Source organism: Microbulbifer maximicatervae (SeqCode) (assembly GCF_052467955.1).
The window spans coordinates 3,330,789-3,347,815 of sequence record NZ_CP174329.1; the positions used below are offsets into that span (position 1 = coordinate 3,330,789).

Annotated in this window: 17 protein-coding genes; 5 read left to right on the plus strand and 12 right to left on the minus strand. The window is 46.7% G+C overall.

The window, feature by feature from the left end; genetic code table 11:
• The first annotated feature begins 73 nt into the window (after window positions 1–73).
• Together ACJJI5_RS14320 and pcp are read left to right on the plus strand one after the other, a co-directional pair.
• Window positions 74–493 (plus strand): ester cyclase, encoded by a 420-nt coding sequence (locus ACJJI5_RS14320; RefSeq protein WP_282933128.1) that lies wholly within the window; start codon window positions 74–76, stop codon window positions 491–493.
• Between the two features lie 95 nt (window positions 494–588).
• The gene (gene pcp, locus ACJJI5_RS14325) at window positions 589–1,257 is read left to right on the plus strand and encodes a pyroglutamyl-peptidase I (protein WP_444927599.1); all 669 of its coding nucleotides are present in this window, start codon (window positions 589–591) and stop codon (window positions 1,255–1,257) included.
• Window positions 1,258–1,352: 95 nt separating this feature from the next.
• Here pcp and ACJJI5_RS14330 read toward each other — a convergent pair whose 3' ends face one another.
• The 5 genes from ACJJI5_RS14330 to ACJJI5_RS14350 all read right to left on the minus strand — a co-directional run bounded on the left by ACJJI5_RS14330 (window position 1,353) and on the right by ACJJI5_RS14350 (window position 4,688).
• Complete coding sequence (locus ACJJI5_RS14330) at window positions 1,353–1,865, minus strand: DUF2059 domain-containing protein (protein ID WP_444932988.1); 513 nt, start codon at window positions 1,863–1,865, stop codon at window positions 1,353–1,355.
• Between the two features lie 217 nt (window positions 1,866–2,082).
• Window positions 2,083–2,829 (minus strand): putative adhesin, encoded by a 747-nt coding sequence (locus ACJJI5_RS14335; RefSeq protein ID WP_445354413.1) that lies wholly within the window; start codon window positions 2,827–2,829, stop codon window positions 2,083–2,085.
• A 174-nt stretch (window positions 2,830–3,003) separates the two neighbouring features.
• On the minus strand, window positions 3,004–3,441 hold the full coding sequence (locus ACJJI5_RS14340; RefSeq protein WP_445354414.1) for a cupin domain-containing protein: 438 nt from the start codon (window positions 3,439–3,441) through the stop codon (window positions 3,004–3,006).
• Between the two features lie 95 nt (window positions 3,442–3,536).
• Window positions 3,537–4,043, minus strand: coding sequence for a DoxX family protein (locus ACJJI5_RS14345; RefSeq protein ID WP_445354415.1), 507 nt, complete (start codon window positions 4,041–4,043; stop codon window positions 3,537–3,539).
• A gap of 315 nt (window positions 4,044–4,358) precedes the next feature.
• Window positions 4,359–4,688, minus strand: a complete 330-nt coding sequence (locus tag ACJJI5_RS14350; RefSeq protein ID WP_413665519.1) for a DMT family transporter — start codon at window positions 4,686–4,688, stop codon at window positions 4,359–4,361.
• Window positions 4,689–5,695: 1,007 nt separating this feature from the next.
• Between ACJJI5_RS14350 and ACJJI5_RS14355 the strand changes: the two genes are divergently transcribed.
• The gene (locus ACJJI5_RS14355) at window positions 5,696–6,814 is read left to right on the plus strand and encodes a KamA family radical SAM protein (RefSeq protein ID WP_444941961.1); all 1,119 of its coding nucleotides are present in this window, start codon (window positions 5,696–5,698) and stop codon (window positions 6,812–6,814) included.
• A gap of 152 nt (window positions 6,815–6,966) precedes the next feature.
• On the opposite strand, the gene ACJJI5_RS14360 is transcribed toward ACJJI5_RS14355, so the two are convergent.
• Window positions 6,967–7,917, minus strand: coding sequence for a D-alanine--D-alanine ligase family protein (locus ACJJI5_RS14360; protein WP_445354416.1), 951 nt, complete (start codon window positions 7,915–7,917; stop codon window positions 6,967–6,969).
• Window positions 7,918–8,119: 202 nt separating this feature from the next.
• Window positions 8,120–8,584 carry a cupin domain-containing protein gene (locus tag ACJJI5_RS14365; RefSeq protein ID WP_445354417.1) on the minus strand — a complete coding sequence of 155 codons (465 nt, stop codon included), beginning with the start codon at window positions 8,582–8,584 and terminating at the stop codon, window positions 8,120–8,122.
• A gap of 125 nt (window positions 8,585–8,709) precedes the next feature.
• Between ACJJI5_RS14365 and hrpB the strand changes: the two genes are divergently transcribed.
• Together hrpB and ACJJI5_RS14375 are read left to right on the plus strand one after the other, a co-directional pair.
• Window positions 8,710–11,274: an ATP-dependent helicase HrpB gene (gene hrpB / locus ACJJI5_RS14370; RefSeq protein ID WP_445354418.1), complete on the plus strand. Its 2,565-nt coding sequence runs from the start codon at window positions 8,710–8,712 to the stop codon at window positions 11,272–11,274.
• A gap of 201 nt (window positions 11,275–11,475) precedes the next feature.
• Window positions 11,476–12,471, plus strand: coding sequence for an endo alpha-1,4 polygalactosaminidase (locus ACJJI5_RS14375; RefSeq protein ID WP_445354419.1), 996 nt, complete (start codon window positions 11,476–11,478; stop codon window positions 12,469–12,471).
• A gap of 33 nt (window positions 12,472–12,504) precedes the next feature.
• Here ACJJI5_RS14375 and ACJJI5_RS14380 read toward each other — a convergent pair whose 3' ends face one another.
• The 5 genes from ACJJI5_RS14380 to nfuA form a co-directional block, all read right to left on the minus strand.
• On the minus strand, window positions 12,505–12,939 hold the full coding sequence (locus ACJJI5_RS14380; RefSeq protein ID WP_413665513.1) for a nuclear transport factor 2 family protein: 435 nt from the start codon (window positions 12,937–12,939) through the stop codon (window positions 12,505–12,507).
• Window positions 12,923–13,798: a patatin-like phospholipase family protein gene (locus ACJJI5_RS14385; protein WP_445354420.1), complete on the minus strand. Its 876-nt coding sequence runs from the start codon at window positions 13,796–13,798 to the stop codon at window positions 12,923–12,925. The genes ACJJI5_RS14380 and ACJJI5_RS14385 overlap by 17 nt, the downstream gene beginning before the upstream one ends.
• Window positions 13,799–14,037: 239 nt before the next feature.
• A complete protein-coding gene (locus tag ACJJI5_RS14390) occupies window positions 14,038–14,907 on the minus strand; it encodes a patatin-like phospholipase family protein (protein WP_413665511.1) in 870 nt (289 codons plus the stop codon).
• A 310-nt stretch (window positions 14,908–15,217) separates the two neighbouring features.
• On the minus strand, window positions 15,218–16,090 hold the full coding sequence (locus ACJJI5_RS14395) for a patatin-like phospholipase family protein (RefSeq protein ID WP_445354421.1): 873 nt from the start codon (window positions 16,088–16,090) through the stop codon (window positions 15,218–15,220).
• Between the two features lie 256 nt (window positions 16,091–16,346).
• A complete protein-coding gene (gene nfuA, locus ACJJI5_RS14400) occupies window positions 16,347–16,937 on the minus strand; it encodes a Fe-S biogenesis protein NfuA (RefSeq protein WP_282933143.1) in 591 nt (196 codons plus the stop codon).
• Window positions 16,938–17,027: the final 90 nt, after the last annotated feature.

Sequence of the window (17,027 nt, forward strand, 5' to 3'; positions counted from 1 at the left end):
TTCGCTCCCCCCTTAAATTCACTGAACTATGCTTGGGCTACCAAATTCCGACCTAACTGACAGTGGGACAAAAATGGCGAACAATCACAAAGAAACATCAAAAGCGATACTGGAATTGTGGGGGGACAACTTCCCCGACAAAGCGACAGATTATTTATCACCGGATTATAAAAATCACCAAATGCCCTATGCTGGCGGTTCCACGTCGGTTTTATCGATAAAAGACTGCCTGGATCTAGTCGCTGAATTTCACCAGGGATTCTCCAACACAAAATTAGAAATTCTGGTACAAGTTGCCGAGGGTGATTATGTCTGCACCCGCTGGAGGATTACCGCCACCCATACGGGTAAATTCCTACAGTATGACGCGACAGGAAAAACCAGCAGTTGGACTGGCGTACATACCGATAGATATAAAGATGGAAAAATGGTGGAAAGCTGGGTGGACTGGGATAAATACACTTTCCTGGAGCAATTAGGTTTAGTTGAATAGCCGACCACGAACCAGTCAAAGGTAGCCTAGACAACGCTACCTTTGACAACTAACCATATATCAACCTTTCTGTGCCAATTTACGATAACATCTCTATGGCAAAAGTTTTATTGACTGGCTTTGAGCCCTTCGGTAACACACCGATAAATCCAGCAGAATCAGTTATGCGCATGCTGGACGGAACACGGATAGCCAGTGGTGATATTCATGGTCTTTTGATACCCAACAACTTCTTTGAAAGCATTGAAGTTGTCACGGATGCTATTGAAGAAATAGAACCGCAATTAGTGGTGATGTTAGGAGAGTACAGTGGCCGTGCAATCATTACGGCTGAGAGAATTGCACAAAATTATAATGATTCCACCAGATATAATTTGAAAGATAACCGGGGAGTTGAAATGCAGGGTGAGCCGACTGTACAAAATGGTCCTGTCGCTTATCACAGCACACTCCCTATCCGCGCAATGGTTATGGCAATGCGCGATATTGGTGTTCCTGCCGATATTTCTGATACTGCGGGTACTTTTTGTTGCAACCATATGATGTATGGCGCGCTTCACTATATCGCGACTAATCAGCTGAATATCCCCGCCGGCTGGATACACCTTCCTCAGCTACCCCAGATTGCCGCACTGCCCGAAAATATCGGCAACCCCAGCATGTCAAAAGAAACTGCCGCCCTTGGGATACAGGCTGCCATTGAAGCCGCACTAGCTAACCCGCGGGACACTGACGATCCGATCCCTTCTCACTTACAAATCTAATTAAATTGAACTGTTTAGGGGTATAAAGTGAGGGGGTTCCCCTCACTGGTTCTCTAGGGCCCCACTTTTATAAGCCACTAGAGAACGTTGAAGTATCAATTTTGTACTGTCTCACTCACAGCGCCTCTTTGTTCTTCTAAATCCGCCTTAAAGGCTAGAGAAAGCTCCCTCAGCTTTGGCATAAAACTTTGCACCATCTGCTGCGAAATAGCCATTGAGTCATTCATCACCGCAGGCATTTTAACCAGCATCGACTGGCCAGTTTCAGTACGGAAGAATGCCAGCATATCTTGAACCTCTTCTTCGGAGTAATGCTTCAGATAAACATCAATCATTGGCTCCTTAATTTTCTCCCAATTCATTTCATCCTTCATTAAAGCTACAACTTTTTTCATATGCTGATCAAAAAGCTCCCGCTCTGAAGGCTTTACTCCCAACTGACCAGACATACCTACAAACATCTGATCCATTTGCGCATAAATCGTATCGACCATAGCCTCAGCATTTGAGGCTTCCAGCAGCTCTTCAACACTTTCTCGTTTACTATCTTCTGCCAGCACCCCAGATGAAAAAATGCTTAAAACAACGCCCAACAACAACTTCTTCATTAAATCGTCCTAATTTTATTCTATAAATATAAACCTTACTTTCGACGAAGAAAGTAAGGTCATATTAACCCTACTAGTAATTTTTATGCAATCAACCTGCAGATCCAGAAAAGAAGGAAATATCAACGAGATATCTCAAAGTACCAAGTAGATCAATAAATGCTCTTACCGCACAAAAAAAGGCCATATAGACACTATAAAACAACCCCTTCTACTACTAATTTATAGCAACATCATCACTATATTTATCTCCTCCGGACAGACCCGACATCACAGCTACTGTGCCCGTCCAAAGAGTATTTCTACAGAAGAGACAATCAATGTCATTAAAGTGATGCCCCTTTTTCGCCAAGGTATCCAAAACCCACTTCAGGTTTACAGCTGCCATAAACTGTCTATTTCTTATGGTCAGAATACTGGGCGGCTGAAAGGACTGAATGCTATTTGCCTTTGCAACCATTCCAATATTATTAGCATTCTGAATTCTGCGCCTTCGACTATCACTATCATTGTGAGACATAATCGCATTAATCGAAGTATAAGTTTCATTGTTAGTATTGTGTCTATTAGTAGCGCTACTGGTATACTTCGTCAGGATGTAGTTAAAACAAGTATCATTTAAACCTAAATCTTCAACAGAATTGGCCCCCCGATCATAAAACCTCCCAAGTCCAGGATCATTCACACTGAATTTATCACGCGAGTAAAAATGCAGGTTAACATTGTGCTCTATTTTGAAACTGGATGTAGTTCTGCGATACCCGTGAGCAGTTACAATTAACCGGTTTGTTGTCATTCCACGAGGAGTCCACAACCAAGCACGACCATCAAGATCTATACACTGATAGCTCCCTGCCACCGCCACTTCAGAATCATCAAAGGTATGCCAAAGTGCTGTTGCCTTATTACCAAAATAATCCTTTAAAGCACTTTTGACATTACTGAAAAACTCCTTTGCAGGCATAAACCCTCCCCAGCTCTCAAAGCCTAAGTTAACAAATAAAATTATCTCGAGAAAAATCGTATTCCACTCAACAGCCGAAGTAAATGTTTAAAATATGCGATTTTTTAATCAAAAATAACTTTCAATAGCTACAGGAAATATGATCCGGAGTCTATCAGGCAAACCATTAGACACTCACTCTTCAGGAGCAGGAAGCAAAGAGTCGACAGTTAATATAAGTAATTTTGCGGGATCTGTTTTGGAGGGATTAATCGTACAATGCCCCTGCTGATCAATAGCTATACCATTAACAGGCGTATCTCCCCCAAAATGAACATCTCCAGGCCTATATGTCACCTCAACACCGTCCCGGGTTGTCGTACGCCAACAGCCAGATAATGTAATAACCCATTGAGGGTTCGGAGTAGAGTGAAAATCGCTTTTCCACCCAGGAGGCAAAATTGCAAACTCACTTCGAATAACTTTAGGCAAATCACGATAGTGATATTCGGGCACAGGATTGGAGTATTGAATCAATTCAAAATCTGAAAAATGTCCTACAGTGGTTCTTGACCTTCCTCTTTTATCATACCAAAGATGATAAAAATCTTGGAGAACGATTTCTTCTTGCACTACGAGTATCTCACCTCATCAGCAAAAGCTAAAAATTGCTTCATAAATAAATCACTAATTAGCCATAGGTTATCCCTAGTTTCAGACAATCCAGTTCACCTACTTAGAAACTGTAACACCGAAGAATTTGTCTTCCTCAAGTATTGATCTACAGACCACCTTCTGCCGCCAGTTAACACAAAAGACAAACAAATGAAAGCCCAAAAAAGAGGGTATTCCCACCCCCCATAAACGGTTTGTATATTTCCACTAATATCTATACCACTGACATGGCTTGCCCATGAAAAACCCGCGAGATAATGCCGCCCTTCAAATAACGCAATTATCAAATAGAGAGCAGTTCCAACAGCGGCAATTCGCGTAAACAAACCGAAAGTAAATCCAACAAATGCAGAGAAAGAACAAATACCAGAGATAATCACCATAAAGGATGAGTATCCAATCCCCTCAAAATAATGAACAACAAAATTGTAAGCGTCTGCGCCCAGCAGACCAAACTTCTCAGCAAAATGATGGGTAAAATTGAGACCGATATAAATCCGAATCAAGGCCAACTGTAAATCAGCTGCAGTCTCATAACTTTCGTGCGTGCTCTGCTTCATATAACACTTCCTTAACACACAACTCAACCACAGCCATACCTTCCCTTTTAAGAGATATCATATAAGGGTTTACAGTCATCTATAATAATAGGCCAAGCCCACCCTGTTGAACCGCAAAAATTGCCTAATTTGCAACGCCGTATATATTATTGCGGTAATTCAGATTTACCTAAATGACAAGAGAGACCCTTCAAAGAATGCCCCAAACCTATTCTCTGGAGGAGGCCAGCAGCTCATCGATGCACTTACACCGTAAAACCAAATTCACCGGCCTTTCTCTGAGCAAAGCCCTCCTATAAAAGCTTCAGGAAAAAGCTACTGCTCAAACACAGTGGATTTTATAGTAATTAGAGCCGTACCCATAAATATCAAAGCAACTCCACTCACAGCGTATACGTCAAACTTTTGCTGCCAAATAACCACAGAAGCTGCACAAACAAGAGCAATACCGACGCCAGACCAGATGGCATAAGTCATTCCCACATTCATATTTTTTAGTACAAACGCAAGAAATAGACTCGCCAGAGAATAAAAAAAGATAGAGGCCATTCCCAGCCACCACTTTTCCCAACCGTTGGAGGCCTTAAGTAGTAGGGTAGCTGTAACTTCGGTAATGATCGCAAAAAATAAAAACAAATAGGTCAAGTTCTACTCCATTAGAATTTATTGTAGTCAAATCACTTGATCAGCTAGATACTATCAAATTTATGACGAATAGCGCTATTGGAAAATAGCGGGGATTCTGCTATTTACTATGCGGCTGTACGAAATACAATGCTGGACTTTACAGTCAACAGTCAGCCCTCTGGCTACCCAAGATAACTCATGTCTTCCCATTGACAAATCAGCAATAAAAGAAGAGCTAGATTTCAGCCCCGACAACTACCTAGCCTATCGATACCAATAGATCTAATTGTAGTATTACAGCTGTTTCTTATACTCCTCCAGAAACAATCGTGACTAATTTTACACTCATATTGGCCCCATACCTGCGATTACTGACTTGTTGAAAAATACTCAATGTGTGCAAATATTTATTAAACAGAGGAGTGCGGACCAAATAACATCTACCTCACGTAGCAGGCAAGTTGCATCGAGCAACAACTAAACGATATTTGGGATATAGGATTGAAATATCGTGAAACCGATACTTGGTATAATTTTTGTGGTTACACCCTATATCGCCAATGACGTACCCCTTTTTAGACCTGTGTTACTACAGGCATACAATCACGATAATTACAAATTTCTCGATTTAGCGTTTAGAGCGCAAAACACTTTTCTACCAAGCTATCGACAGAGCAGTATTCTTAGCACCTACCAGCTGAAAATCGTATCTTCTATTTTTATTAGAAGGGCGGTAGATAAAATACCCCCCCTACTTCACAAGGGTATTGAAGAAACTAAGTAGTATGGTCTCAAAATGCACTGGAATTGGTTGCTCAGAAGTTGGCTGCTCAAAATATCGCAGAAAGTCCTACAGAGATTTGAGGCATTACGAACATCAAATCCTTCCACAGATTTCATTACACATAATGATTGCTTCAAGTTACTGGATCCAGGCAATCTATGTTCAAGCCCCTTACAGGCAATCTCGGATATCGAGGCAGACCATCAGCAACAAATGAATACACAGCAAAGCGGCGATACTTATGCGCAACATTATAGTCCGTTCCGTAACGGGAAACTCTGACGAGGCCTGGTCTGATTGGCGCTGGCAAATGCGCAATCGCATCAGCACATTGGATGGCCTAAAGCGATGGATCAATGTTTCTACTTCTGAATCTGACGCTATCCAAAAGCTAAAAGGAATCTATCGGTGGAGTATTACACCCTACTACGCCTCCTTAATGGACCCTGATGACCCTAATTGTCCAATTAGATTGCAGGCAGTTCCCTCACTAGAGGAAACCATCGTACCCGACAGTGCAGACATTGACCCTGTAGGTGATCAGTATTTTCGTAAAACCAACCGCGTCGTACATAAGTACCCAGATCGCGTCATCTTTCTGGTAACGTCTGTTTGCCCTGTTTATTGCCGTCATTGCACAAGGAAATTTCACACCACAACGGTGGGCCCGGAAAGTTATTTTGAACAAGGCGAAGCAACCAGCTGGGATGAGGATATTGCTTACATAGAATCACATCCACAGATTCGCGATGTATTACTCACCGGCGGCGACCCACTGATGTATTCCAACGACCGCTTGGCCAAACTATTGGAGAAGCTGAGAGCAATAAATCATGTGGAAATTATTCGTATTGGCTCACGCTTTCCCGTACTGGCCCCCCAACGTATCACCGACGAATTGTGCGAAATGCTCGCATCATTTCATCCGGTGTGGCTGAACACGCACTTTAATCACCCCAAAGAAGTCACAGAAGAAGCCGCCGCTGCATGCGACCGCTTGCTGAGAGCGGGCGTTCCGGTGGGAAATCAAACAGTGCTTTTAAAAGGCGTAAATAATTCACCGGATGTTATGCGACAATTGATGCTCGCTCTGGTAAAAATACGAGTCAGACCCTACTACCTCTATCACTGCGATAATGTGGTCGGTGTCTCTCACTTTATGACAAGCCTGAAGGAAGGACAGGCGATTTATGAGTCATTGCAGGGGCACATCACGGGTTTTGCGGTCCCTCAATATGTACTTACTACTGAGCTGGGCAAAAACCCGGTCATGCCCTACGAATATGTAAAACAAGGCGATATCGAAGGCGAATGGCACATTCGAAATTTCAGAGGGCAAACGGGTATATATCTGGAGTAACAAAGTGCTAACTACCAGAGAAGGCAATCATAAGTCACAGATTTATTGCGCTGATGCCTTTTGGATGCTCCTGAGATATCCAAAACACCAAGTGTTTGGCAACGGTAGTCTGCACCACAATATATCGTAGAGTTTTACAGGATCCAGGATAACTATAAATGACTGCTAATAGCTGATTCCACAATGCGGTTGATCATGGCCCCATACTGAATACCCGCCAATTCACACATCACGGGCAGTTCAGAAACTTCAGGCCGCAAACCGGGTAGGACATTGACCTCCATAACCATGGGGGCTCCCTGTGCATCATAGCGAATATCAACTCGACCACCATCACGACACTCAAGTACTTCCCAAGTCTTCTGGGCAATTGCTCGAACCTTTAGCGCCTGATCACCGTCAACCAGCCGGCCGGGGAAAGCTCCATCATACTTGTAATAAACAGGTTCATCGCCCAATAACTTTTCCATCACGCCAATGCACTCGGCAGTTGCACCCGTCCCCAAAAAGCCCACAGTAAACTCTCGGCCAGGTAGGAATATTTCAACCAGTACTGGCTGATTAAACCGATTCAAAAGGTATTCACAGCGGTTTTTCAAAGCTGCCTTGTCCATAACTTTGGACTCAGGCGATACCCCCTTACTGGTTCCCTCCCTGAGCGGCTTTGTCATCAAGGGATATTCAAGCTCTATTCGATTGACATCTGTAACGCTTCGAACAACTGCAAACTCTGCCGTTGGTATACCCATATCCCGCAATATGCGTTTGGTCATCTCCTTATTAAGAGTCACTGTGTTAGCAAATGGATCAGAAAATGTGTACGGTATCTTCCAGGCATCCAACAAAGCGGGAACCTGTGCTTCACGCCCAGTTCCGTACATCCCCTCAGCAACATTGAACACCAGATCCCAGGTGTTACCCTCAACCAGTTGCTGCGCCAACCTGTGAATATTGCCGACCCGTTCGATATGGTGGCCTGCGCAGGTAAGCGCATCGTGAATCGCATCTATCGTCTCCAGGTGATCAAGTTCAGCGACGTCCTCTTCACTAAACCCCATCCCGAGATAATCATCACGAAGGTCGTAGACTATACCGATACGCATCAATCATGCTCCGCTGCCACTACACAACCTATCGAATGCCGGACTGGAATATTAGCTACGCAACTGGTTTTCACTTTAACGCCCCCCCAGCCTCTACCCGGAAAACTGCACGTAAAAAAGAAGTTAATAACCTTCATTAGTCCTGAGTTTTGGATAGGGTTGAAGTCGAAAGTATTTGCGAAGTGACCATTATTAAAGACAACTAACCAAATGCCGTATTACCCGTAGAGCTAATTAGCACAAAAGCTATCACGCAAGGTTCTTCACCTCGATTGACCCAATTATGAACTGTCCCCCGCTGGACAAGTGCATCTCCCGCAGACAGCTTCACAACAACCTCATCTCCCATTTCCATCTCGATATTCCCAGACATCACCACCGCATAATCAATGCTGTCAGTTTGGTGAGATCGTGGCGTAACTCCCGGCCCAAATTCTACGACCTTAAAAACCGAGCCTCCCGGAATCGTAGTTCCATAAAATTTTCTCCCGCCGTTGTCTCTACCATCGTCAAAAAGCTCTACGGGCAAGTCCTGGGTAGTCCATAACTGCTGCTGAACCATATGAGGCCGCCAACTACTGGTATGCAAACCCTGATCATCTATGAGCACTACTGGCTTTCCCTCTGGGTCGTGCCCTGTAACAACTCGCCGGACATTCACACTCATCGCACTCTCCTTTCTCCTGGGAAGCAACCATCTAGTTACGGGAGAATATAGTTCAGCCAGCAGCTAGCCAGCTTACCGGACAGTGCTGGTATCACCGATGTTGCGAAATCACTATAATCGCGCCCATGTCTGAGTTACCTATTCAAAGTATCCTCCCCGAACTGCTCCAGGCCTTGAGAGGGCATAGTAATGTCGTGCTCCAGGCGCCCCCCGGAGCGGGTAAAACGACCGCCGTACCACTGGCATTAATAGATGAGCCTTGGTTGAGCGGAAAGAATATTATAATGCTGGAGCCGCGACGTTTGGCCGCTAGAACGGCAGCGGCGCGCATGGCTAACCAGCTGGGTGAGAAAGTTGGTGATACCGTTGGATTTCAGGTCCGGGGCGAGCGGAAGTCAAGCAAGAAGACTCGCATCCTGGTTGTAACCGAGGGAATTCTCACGCGCCTCTTACAGGCTGAACCTGAATTGGCATCCAGTGCTCTGGTCATATTCGATGAATTTCATGAGCGCAGCCTGCAAGCCGACCTCTCCCTCGCCTTATGTCTTCAGTCCCAGGAGTATCTTCGCGAGGATCTCAAGATTCTGGTGATGTCTGCCACCCTGGATACCAGCGGCATCTCCTCACTACTAAATAACGCACCCATCATATCCAGTGAAGGACGCAGCTATCCCGTCGATATTGAATACTTAAACCAACGAGAAGAGCCCGAGGACAAACGACAAATCCCAGCTTTGATGGCAAGTAAAGTTGTCGCATCCTTAGGCAAACAAGAAGGTAGTGTTCTCGCCTTCCTTCCTGGTGTCGCCGAAATCAAACAGGTTGAGAGCTTATTGGAGGAGCGACTATCTGAGGAAACCGAAAAGGGCCGCATTATTATTGCACCGCTTTTTGGGGATCTGAGCCGTGAGCAGCAGGATCAGGCGATAGCACCAACGGCACCAGGCACGAGAAAAATCGTACTGGCTACAAATGTGGCCGAGACCAGCCTGACGATTGAGGGCATCCGAATAGTTATCGACTCAGGATTAATGCGTGAATCGCGCTTTAATCCCAACTGTGGCATGAATCGTTTGGTGACAAGCTCGATTTCCCAGGCCTCAGCTAACCAGCGCACAGGGCGCGCCGGGCGCCTCAGCGCCGGCTACTGTCTGCGACTCTGGAGTGAGGGCCGGCAACGGTCATTGAGCACCAAAAATACAGCGGAAATCACCCGCAGTGATCTGGCTCCCCTGGCACTTGAATTAGCCAAATGGGGGGTTACCGATGTCAGCGAGCTCAACTGGCTCGACACACCACCCCCAGGACCTATGGCCCAGGCCCAACAGCTCTTGCAGCAACTGGGGGCACTGGATGACAAACTGCGTATTACCCCTCACGGGAATACCATGCTGGCTTTTGGCGCCCACCCTCGCCTCGCACATATGTTAGTTGCCAGTGTCAGCTGGGGATTGCAGGAACAGGCCTGCCTGCTAGCAGCGCTACTATCTGAACGGGATATTTTTCGTGGCGAAGCCCGATGGGATAGGGACATTAGCAAACGGATTCAGGCTCTGCAGTCCCAAGGCAACGATCGGCGGGTAGATCGCGGTACTGCTCACAGAGTACGCCAGCAGTCTAAAACCTGGCTCTCTCAATTAAAGAAATTTGAGTCAAGTTCAAGTCCTGCACCACAGAGTATCGATCACTCCGATGAAACTGGTGCCCTGCTTGGACTCGCCTACCCAGACCGTATTGCGAAATCGCGCAGTGATACCGGCCGCCGGTTTCTACTCTCCAGTGGCCGAGGCGCACATTTCTCCCATGATGACGCCCTAGCTTTAAGCGAATACCTGGTCATTGCCGAACTGGATGGCCAGGGCCGAGATGCAAGTATCCAGCTGGCAGCAGAGATTTCCCTGCCCGCTTTGAAGTCGCATTTCGCCGCCCAGATCAAAGAAGAGATTTCAGTTCGCTGGGACGAGACTACCGGCCGCGCTGTCGCCCTACAGCAAACGCAATTGGGGGCGCTGGTTTTACACCAGCGGCCTGCAGCAGATATTCCACCGGAGACCCTCAGTCGCGCATTATTAGAAGCCGTACGAAAGAAAGGTCTCTCCTCCCTCCCCTGGAACACAGAAGCTAACCAGTTACGTTTTCGAGTGGAATTTTTGCGCCAAAGTGAAGTGTCCGGGGATTTTCTCGGCGACACTCGAGTACCAAACTGGAGTGATGAGGCTCTATTGGAGACCATGGAGGATTGGCTGTTACCTCATTTGCAGGGGTTCAGCAAACTTGAGCAGCTAGGGCAGCTTGACTTGCAAAGCATCTTGCGCGGACAGCTTGAGTGGGACCTGCAACAAAAACTCGATGACTTGGCCCCCAGTCACTACCTGGTTCCCAGTGGCTCCCGGATAAGAATCGACTACGGAGAAACCCCACCTGTTTTGGCTGTGCGCCTGCAGGAGCTATTTGGATTGGCACAAACTCCAACAATTCTAAAAAACCGCTATCCATTGATGATTCATTTACTCTCTCCGGCACGGCGCCCCGTTCAAATTACCCGTGACCTGGTGAATTTCTGGGCCAATACTTACCAAGAGGTGAAGAAGGAGTTGCGTATCAAATACCAGAAACACTATTGGCCCGATGATCCCCTGACGGCTGAGGCTACTACTAAAACGAAGAAGAGAATGGATATGGGACGGTAGTTCTTTTTTTAGATTTACTGCCCCTGGGCAGCAAAATTATCTTCTGGGCGGCGGTTAAGTTAACATTCAGCAACAACCGGATAGCATAAGCTGCCGCAAGGGATAGGAACTCGCGCCAATAGAGATAGTCTGAATTATTTTGGCCCGCAGCGACGCCCCAAAACCAGAACAAACTCTAACTCGTAGCAATGGAGATGTATTTTGCGCCGAATACTCTTAGCCGCTCTCAGCCCATTACTGATATTTGGCTGTAGCCTTGATGATCTTCCCGATGATTTGAATCAGTCAACTATCAAGTACGATAAGGAAATGCGTTACCTGGTAGAGGATATCAGCGCCTACGCCAAGGGCATCAACCGTCACTTTCTCATCGTACCCCAGAATGGGGTTGAGTTGATTACTACGACAACCACTACCACTGGTCCAGTCGATGAAGCCTACCTGGATGCCACAGACGGCATTGCACAGGAGGCCCTCTTCTTTGGCGCAAATGGTGTTGTCAACGAGCCCACCAGCGAGTCAGAAACCAAGCGCCTGCAAACTTACCTGGACTTGGCGAAAGATGAAGGGGATACAATCCTAATCACGGACTTCACCAATATTGAGCGGGATATTGATGAGTCATATGAGAATAACGAAGAAGCTGGGTATATTTCTTTTGCCGCAGATAGCGAACTCCTGAACGATATACCGCTATACCCCGATGAGCCCTTCAATATTAACTCTCTGGACATTGATGACCTTGAGGAAGCCAAAAACTTTGTCAATATTACCAATACCAGCAACTACTCTACGCCTCAAGATTTCATCGATAAACTGAGTGAAACCGATTACGACATATTGATAATCGACTTTTTCTTTGACGGTGAGCCTTACACAGAAGAACAAATTGAGCAGCTCAGGGTAAAAGAAAATGGTGGGCGCCGCCTAGTGCTGGCCTATGTCAATGTCGGCGAGGCACAAGACGATCGTTATTACTGGAAATCCTATTGGTACAACACCCCTCCCGAATGGCTACTGGGGGAAATATCCGACGAGCCAGGTAATTACTACGTGAAGTACTGGCAGGAGGGCTGGCAAAAAATTATCTTCGGCAACGATGATTCTTATATTTATATGATCGTTGATGCAGGGTTTGATGGGGCCTATATGGATGGAATCGATGCATTTGAATACTTCGATTCCGACGATGAGTAATCATTAGGCCCCAACGCTTTAACTCAGCAGGCATCAGGCCTGCTGAGTTTCCTTATATTGAGTCACATATTGGGAAAGTCGCCCGGACATTTCCTCTGCCAATTTTTGCAGGGCGTTGAGCGGGCGTATCATCACCTCAAACTCAATAATCTTGCCTTCATCATTAAAGCGGATAATATCCAATCCCTTCAGGCTCTTATCACCGATGGAGGCTGCGAATTCAAGTGCCAGATCGTGTCCCGATTCGGTAGTAAATTCACGGTCGTATTCAAAGCTCTCAAAAACCTGCATCACCGTATTAAGAATCAAGCACACAGCAGCGGAGCTGTGGTAGGGCTTAAAAAATGCCGGTGAACGGAAAACAGCATCTTCTGCAACGATCGCTGGCAAGCGACTCAGATCTCGCGCAGCGACCATCTCGTGCCATAGGGCAATAGATTCCGCTATTTTATTATTGGAATTGTTCATTGGAGACTTCCTCTTCACTCACTTGTTTTTGTAAAAATTCTCTCCCATCAGCACACCCCAACTCGTAAGTTTTTTGGGCTAGCTCAGGATTTGTGTAATCCCAAACACTGATGAATGGCGGTTTCGAGGGCTGGACATAAGTCCAATCCTGATCGCCTTTGCGCTGTGTAAATATGTCCGGGAACTGATCGTAACGACGGGTCAACAACACCAGCACCCTTCCCTTTCCATTATCCAGCCCTGCCACCGGGATGTTATCTACCACCCCTCCATCGAGTGCTGTTCGCCCCCGCAACTTAAGTCTTGGAGTGAATGGCGGCGTACAGGAGGAGCACAAAATCAGGTCCACCAACTCCTCAATACTGGAACAATCCCGGGCTCGATAAAATTGCTGCTTAAAACCTAAGCGCTGGGCGATCTTTGGGTGAAGGCTGCGTAAAAAATGCTTATCGGCATAGTAGGCCATGGCCCCCACTCCAAAAGCCAAACCTCCAGATAGGCCTTTTGGTGGGTGAACAACCGCAATTCGCAACTCTGCGCCCTGCTGAAGGGTCTCCAGTCCATCGCGAAACAGCTCTAACATCGCATTGCGGTAGATTCCATATTGGGGGAACACAGATTCTTTACCAAAAAGGTTTCCCCAATAAGCATTTTTTTCATTAGTCTCGAACGCAGTCCAAAAATATTCACGAGCCTCCTCCGTCTTACCCATCAGCACCAGGCTCGACATTAGGCCCCCTGCCGAGACTGCAGTAACCACTTTCGGAGAAAGACTAATTTCGTTGGCTATCGACTCCCAAAAACCAATCTGCCAGGTACACCGCCCACCACCACCGGCAAAAACAACTTGGTCAAACATGATCGCGCTTCCCTGCAGCAGCCTTCCGACTGGAACTTCCTGAGTCCATTCTGTGTTTTACATCCTCTCAAGTGCAGTTTCAGGCCGCTCTTTGCGTTACCGCCAACACTTTTGACCAATTAGTTTCAGCCTTCATGATGACATATTGATGACGACAACAATATGCAACTAATTGCATAAGCTAATCGAATCACAAGCATTGTGCAACTGATCGTCTTGATCCTGAACTCACTGAATACTCAAATTTCCACCAGGCGTTCCTTACCGGACACAAGCGCATCAAGAAAGGCATAACCGTCTGCAACCCCAATTTTCAAGGTGTGCCTCATCGCACTGGGGTCAGCAAAATTCCACATCCCGATGGGCAACGGACTGGAAGGCTGAACATAAGTCCACACCTGATCCCCCCTTTGCACACTGAAACTGTTCGGTAGGTGTGGAAAGCTCCCTGTATCCAAAATCAGAACCCGCCCTTTGCTAGCATCCAAGCCGGCGACCGGAGCATTACCTACCAGAGCTCCATCCAGCACCTCTGCACCATCAAGCGACAACCTTGGGGATATGGGGGGGGCGCAGCAGGAACTCAAAATAAGCTGCTCAAGATCTGTCCCATCTTTGCATTTACTCACGGGGTGAAACATTTGGCGGAACCCAAGATGTAACGCTGTATTTGGATGCAAGTCGTGAAAGATGTGTTTGTTAGAGTAGAAAATTGCCAGCCCCAGCGTTAGAGCGAGAGGCACAGGCAACCATTCCGGGGGATAAGTCACTGCAATTCTGAGGTCGGCAGATTGACGCAGAGGCTCAAGACTATCGTGAAAAAATTCATGTACCCCTTTGCGATAGATCTCAAAGTGCGGAAAAATTGGTTCTTTGCGGAATGAATTATTCCAGTAGAAATTCCTTTCATTTTTTTTGCAAACAGAGTGAAAGTAATTAACACCCTCACGGCAGCGATCCGTAAGCATGAGTGCCGCTACCATGCTGCCTCCGGATGCAGCACAAACAACTTTCGGCCGGATCGGTAATTCGCGACTTAGGGATAACAAAAAACCAAGCTGCCAAGTGCAACGGCTTCCACCGCCACCAAAAACCATTTGATCAAACATGACGACACCCTCTAAAAAAGGCTATCGAAATAGATACGGGTATTTTTGATTTTAGGCAGGAGTTTTTGTCTCTATCGCCACCAAGCGTTAAAGCGAGATCACAGTTAATGGCTCTCTCCCAACTATTACGCATCACAATCAGCAAACCTGCCAACCACCTTGATACAAATAGATATAAAAAAGGCTTCACTTTTCAAACCAACTAGGCATTGAGACTAAAGGTGTCTTTATCTCAACACTCAGTGCAAACCTATGAGTAACTTTAAGATCGTAACCTTCCAATCAGTAATTCAAGATATCCCCAGTCACATCAGGGAGGACTCTCAATTAACCGCCCTTCGCCACTCAGTGCCGCTAAAAATGCACGGCCATCTGCAATCCCCATACGGAAAGTATCTTTCACCTCTTCCGGACTGGCAAAATCCCATACATTAAGTGGAACATGTCCAGAGGGCTGAACATATGTCCATTCCTGGTTAAATTTGTGTACCGTAAAACGGTCCGGCAGCTGCGGGAAACGTCGGGTTAGCAAAATAAGCACCCGTCCTTCACCAGTATCCAGCCCACCAATAGGCACACTATCTACAACCCCTCCATCCAATACCTCCGCACCGCCCTGCTTCAGACGCGGTGTCAGAGGTGGCGTGCAGGATGAAGTAATAACCAGCTTTTCTAACTGGGACGGATCTGAACAGTGACGCACTTTATAAAAAGATTGGCGGAAGCCCAATTTAAGTGCAGTAGTGGGGTGAAGGTTCGGGAAAATATAAGTATCAGAGTAATCAATCGCAGCTCCAATCATTAATGCGATTGGACCAGGCAGCCATTTCGGCGAAGTACTGACTCCTATACGTAGGTCTGCGGCTTCCCTAAGTTGATCAAAGCCTCCAGAAAATAAGTCGCTTAATGCTCGCCGATAAATTGTATAGTGCGGGAATACTGGGTCCTTGCGAAACATATTGCCCCAATGGATATTTTTCCCATTGGACTTAAATGCCGAAACGAAGTAATCCACCCCATCGAGTGACCTGTCCATCAGAACCAGGCTGGCAACCAGGGAGCCAGCGGATACTGCACTGACCACCCGAGGTGCCAGATCAATTTCCTTTGCAACCGACTCCCAAAAGCCGATCTGCCAGGTACAGCGCACGCCGCCACCGGCAAACACCACTTGGTCAAACATAGATTGTTCTTCCCTGGAGTTGGCGCACAAGCAATCACTAGCATGACCAATCACTGGATCGCTGCACCGGCACTTTACATTGCCCCAGCGCCTCAAAAGCACCGAGGAATATTTCAAATATATACAGTGTGGGAGTAGTTCGTAGGGAGGCTTACGCGGGATCTAACCTGAGAGGTTCACTGCAATAAAAAAGGCGAACACAAGGTTCGCCTTTTTCTTTTGAGCCACTTGGCCGACTCAGAATGGTCTCAGGAACTCAGTAGTAAGCCTGGGACTTGTCGGTGTGGTCAGTAATATCTTTCACGCCTGCTAATTCGGGGATTTTCTCTTTGAGAGTCTTTTCCACGCCTTCCTTTAAGGTCATATCAACCATGCCACAACCCTGACAGCCGCCACCAAACTTCAACACAGCAAACATATCCTCGGTCACTTCTACCAGGCTTACCTGGCCACCGTGAGCTGCCAGGCCCGGATTAACCTCGTTGTACAAAACATAGTTAATACGATCCTGGATAGGGCTGTCGTCAGTAATTTTCGGCATACGGGAGTTGGGCGCGCGAATCGTCAACTGCCCGCCCATCTTGTCCGAAGAGTAATCGACCCGAGCATCATCCAGATAGGGAACGCTGCGCCCTTCGAAGTAAGCTTTGAGACCGTTCATTTCCAACATCACATCACCTTCTTCCTCCTCTCCCGGGCGGCAGTAGGCGATACAGGTCTCGGCGTTAGGCGTGCCGGGACTGGAAACAAACATGCGAATGGCAATTCCCTCACAGTCCTGTTTGGCCAACAGCTCTTTCAGGTATTCCTGAGCGGGTTCAGTAATAGTGACATTCAAATCAGACATATAGGCTCTCAAATAACCAAGCTTCTTTGTCGGGTATTCTACTCTCAGAAAGACTCAAGGGAAACCGGTCAGTTGGAACCCTTTCGACCG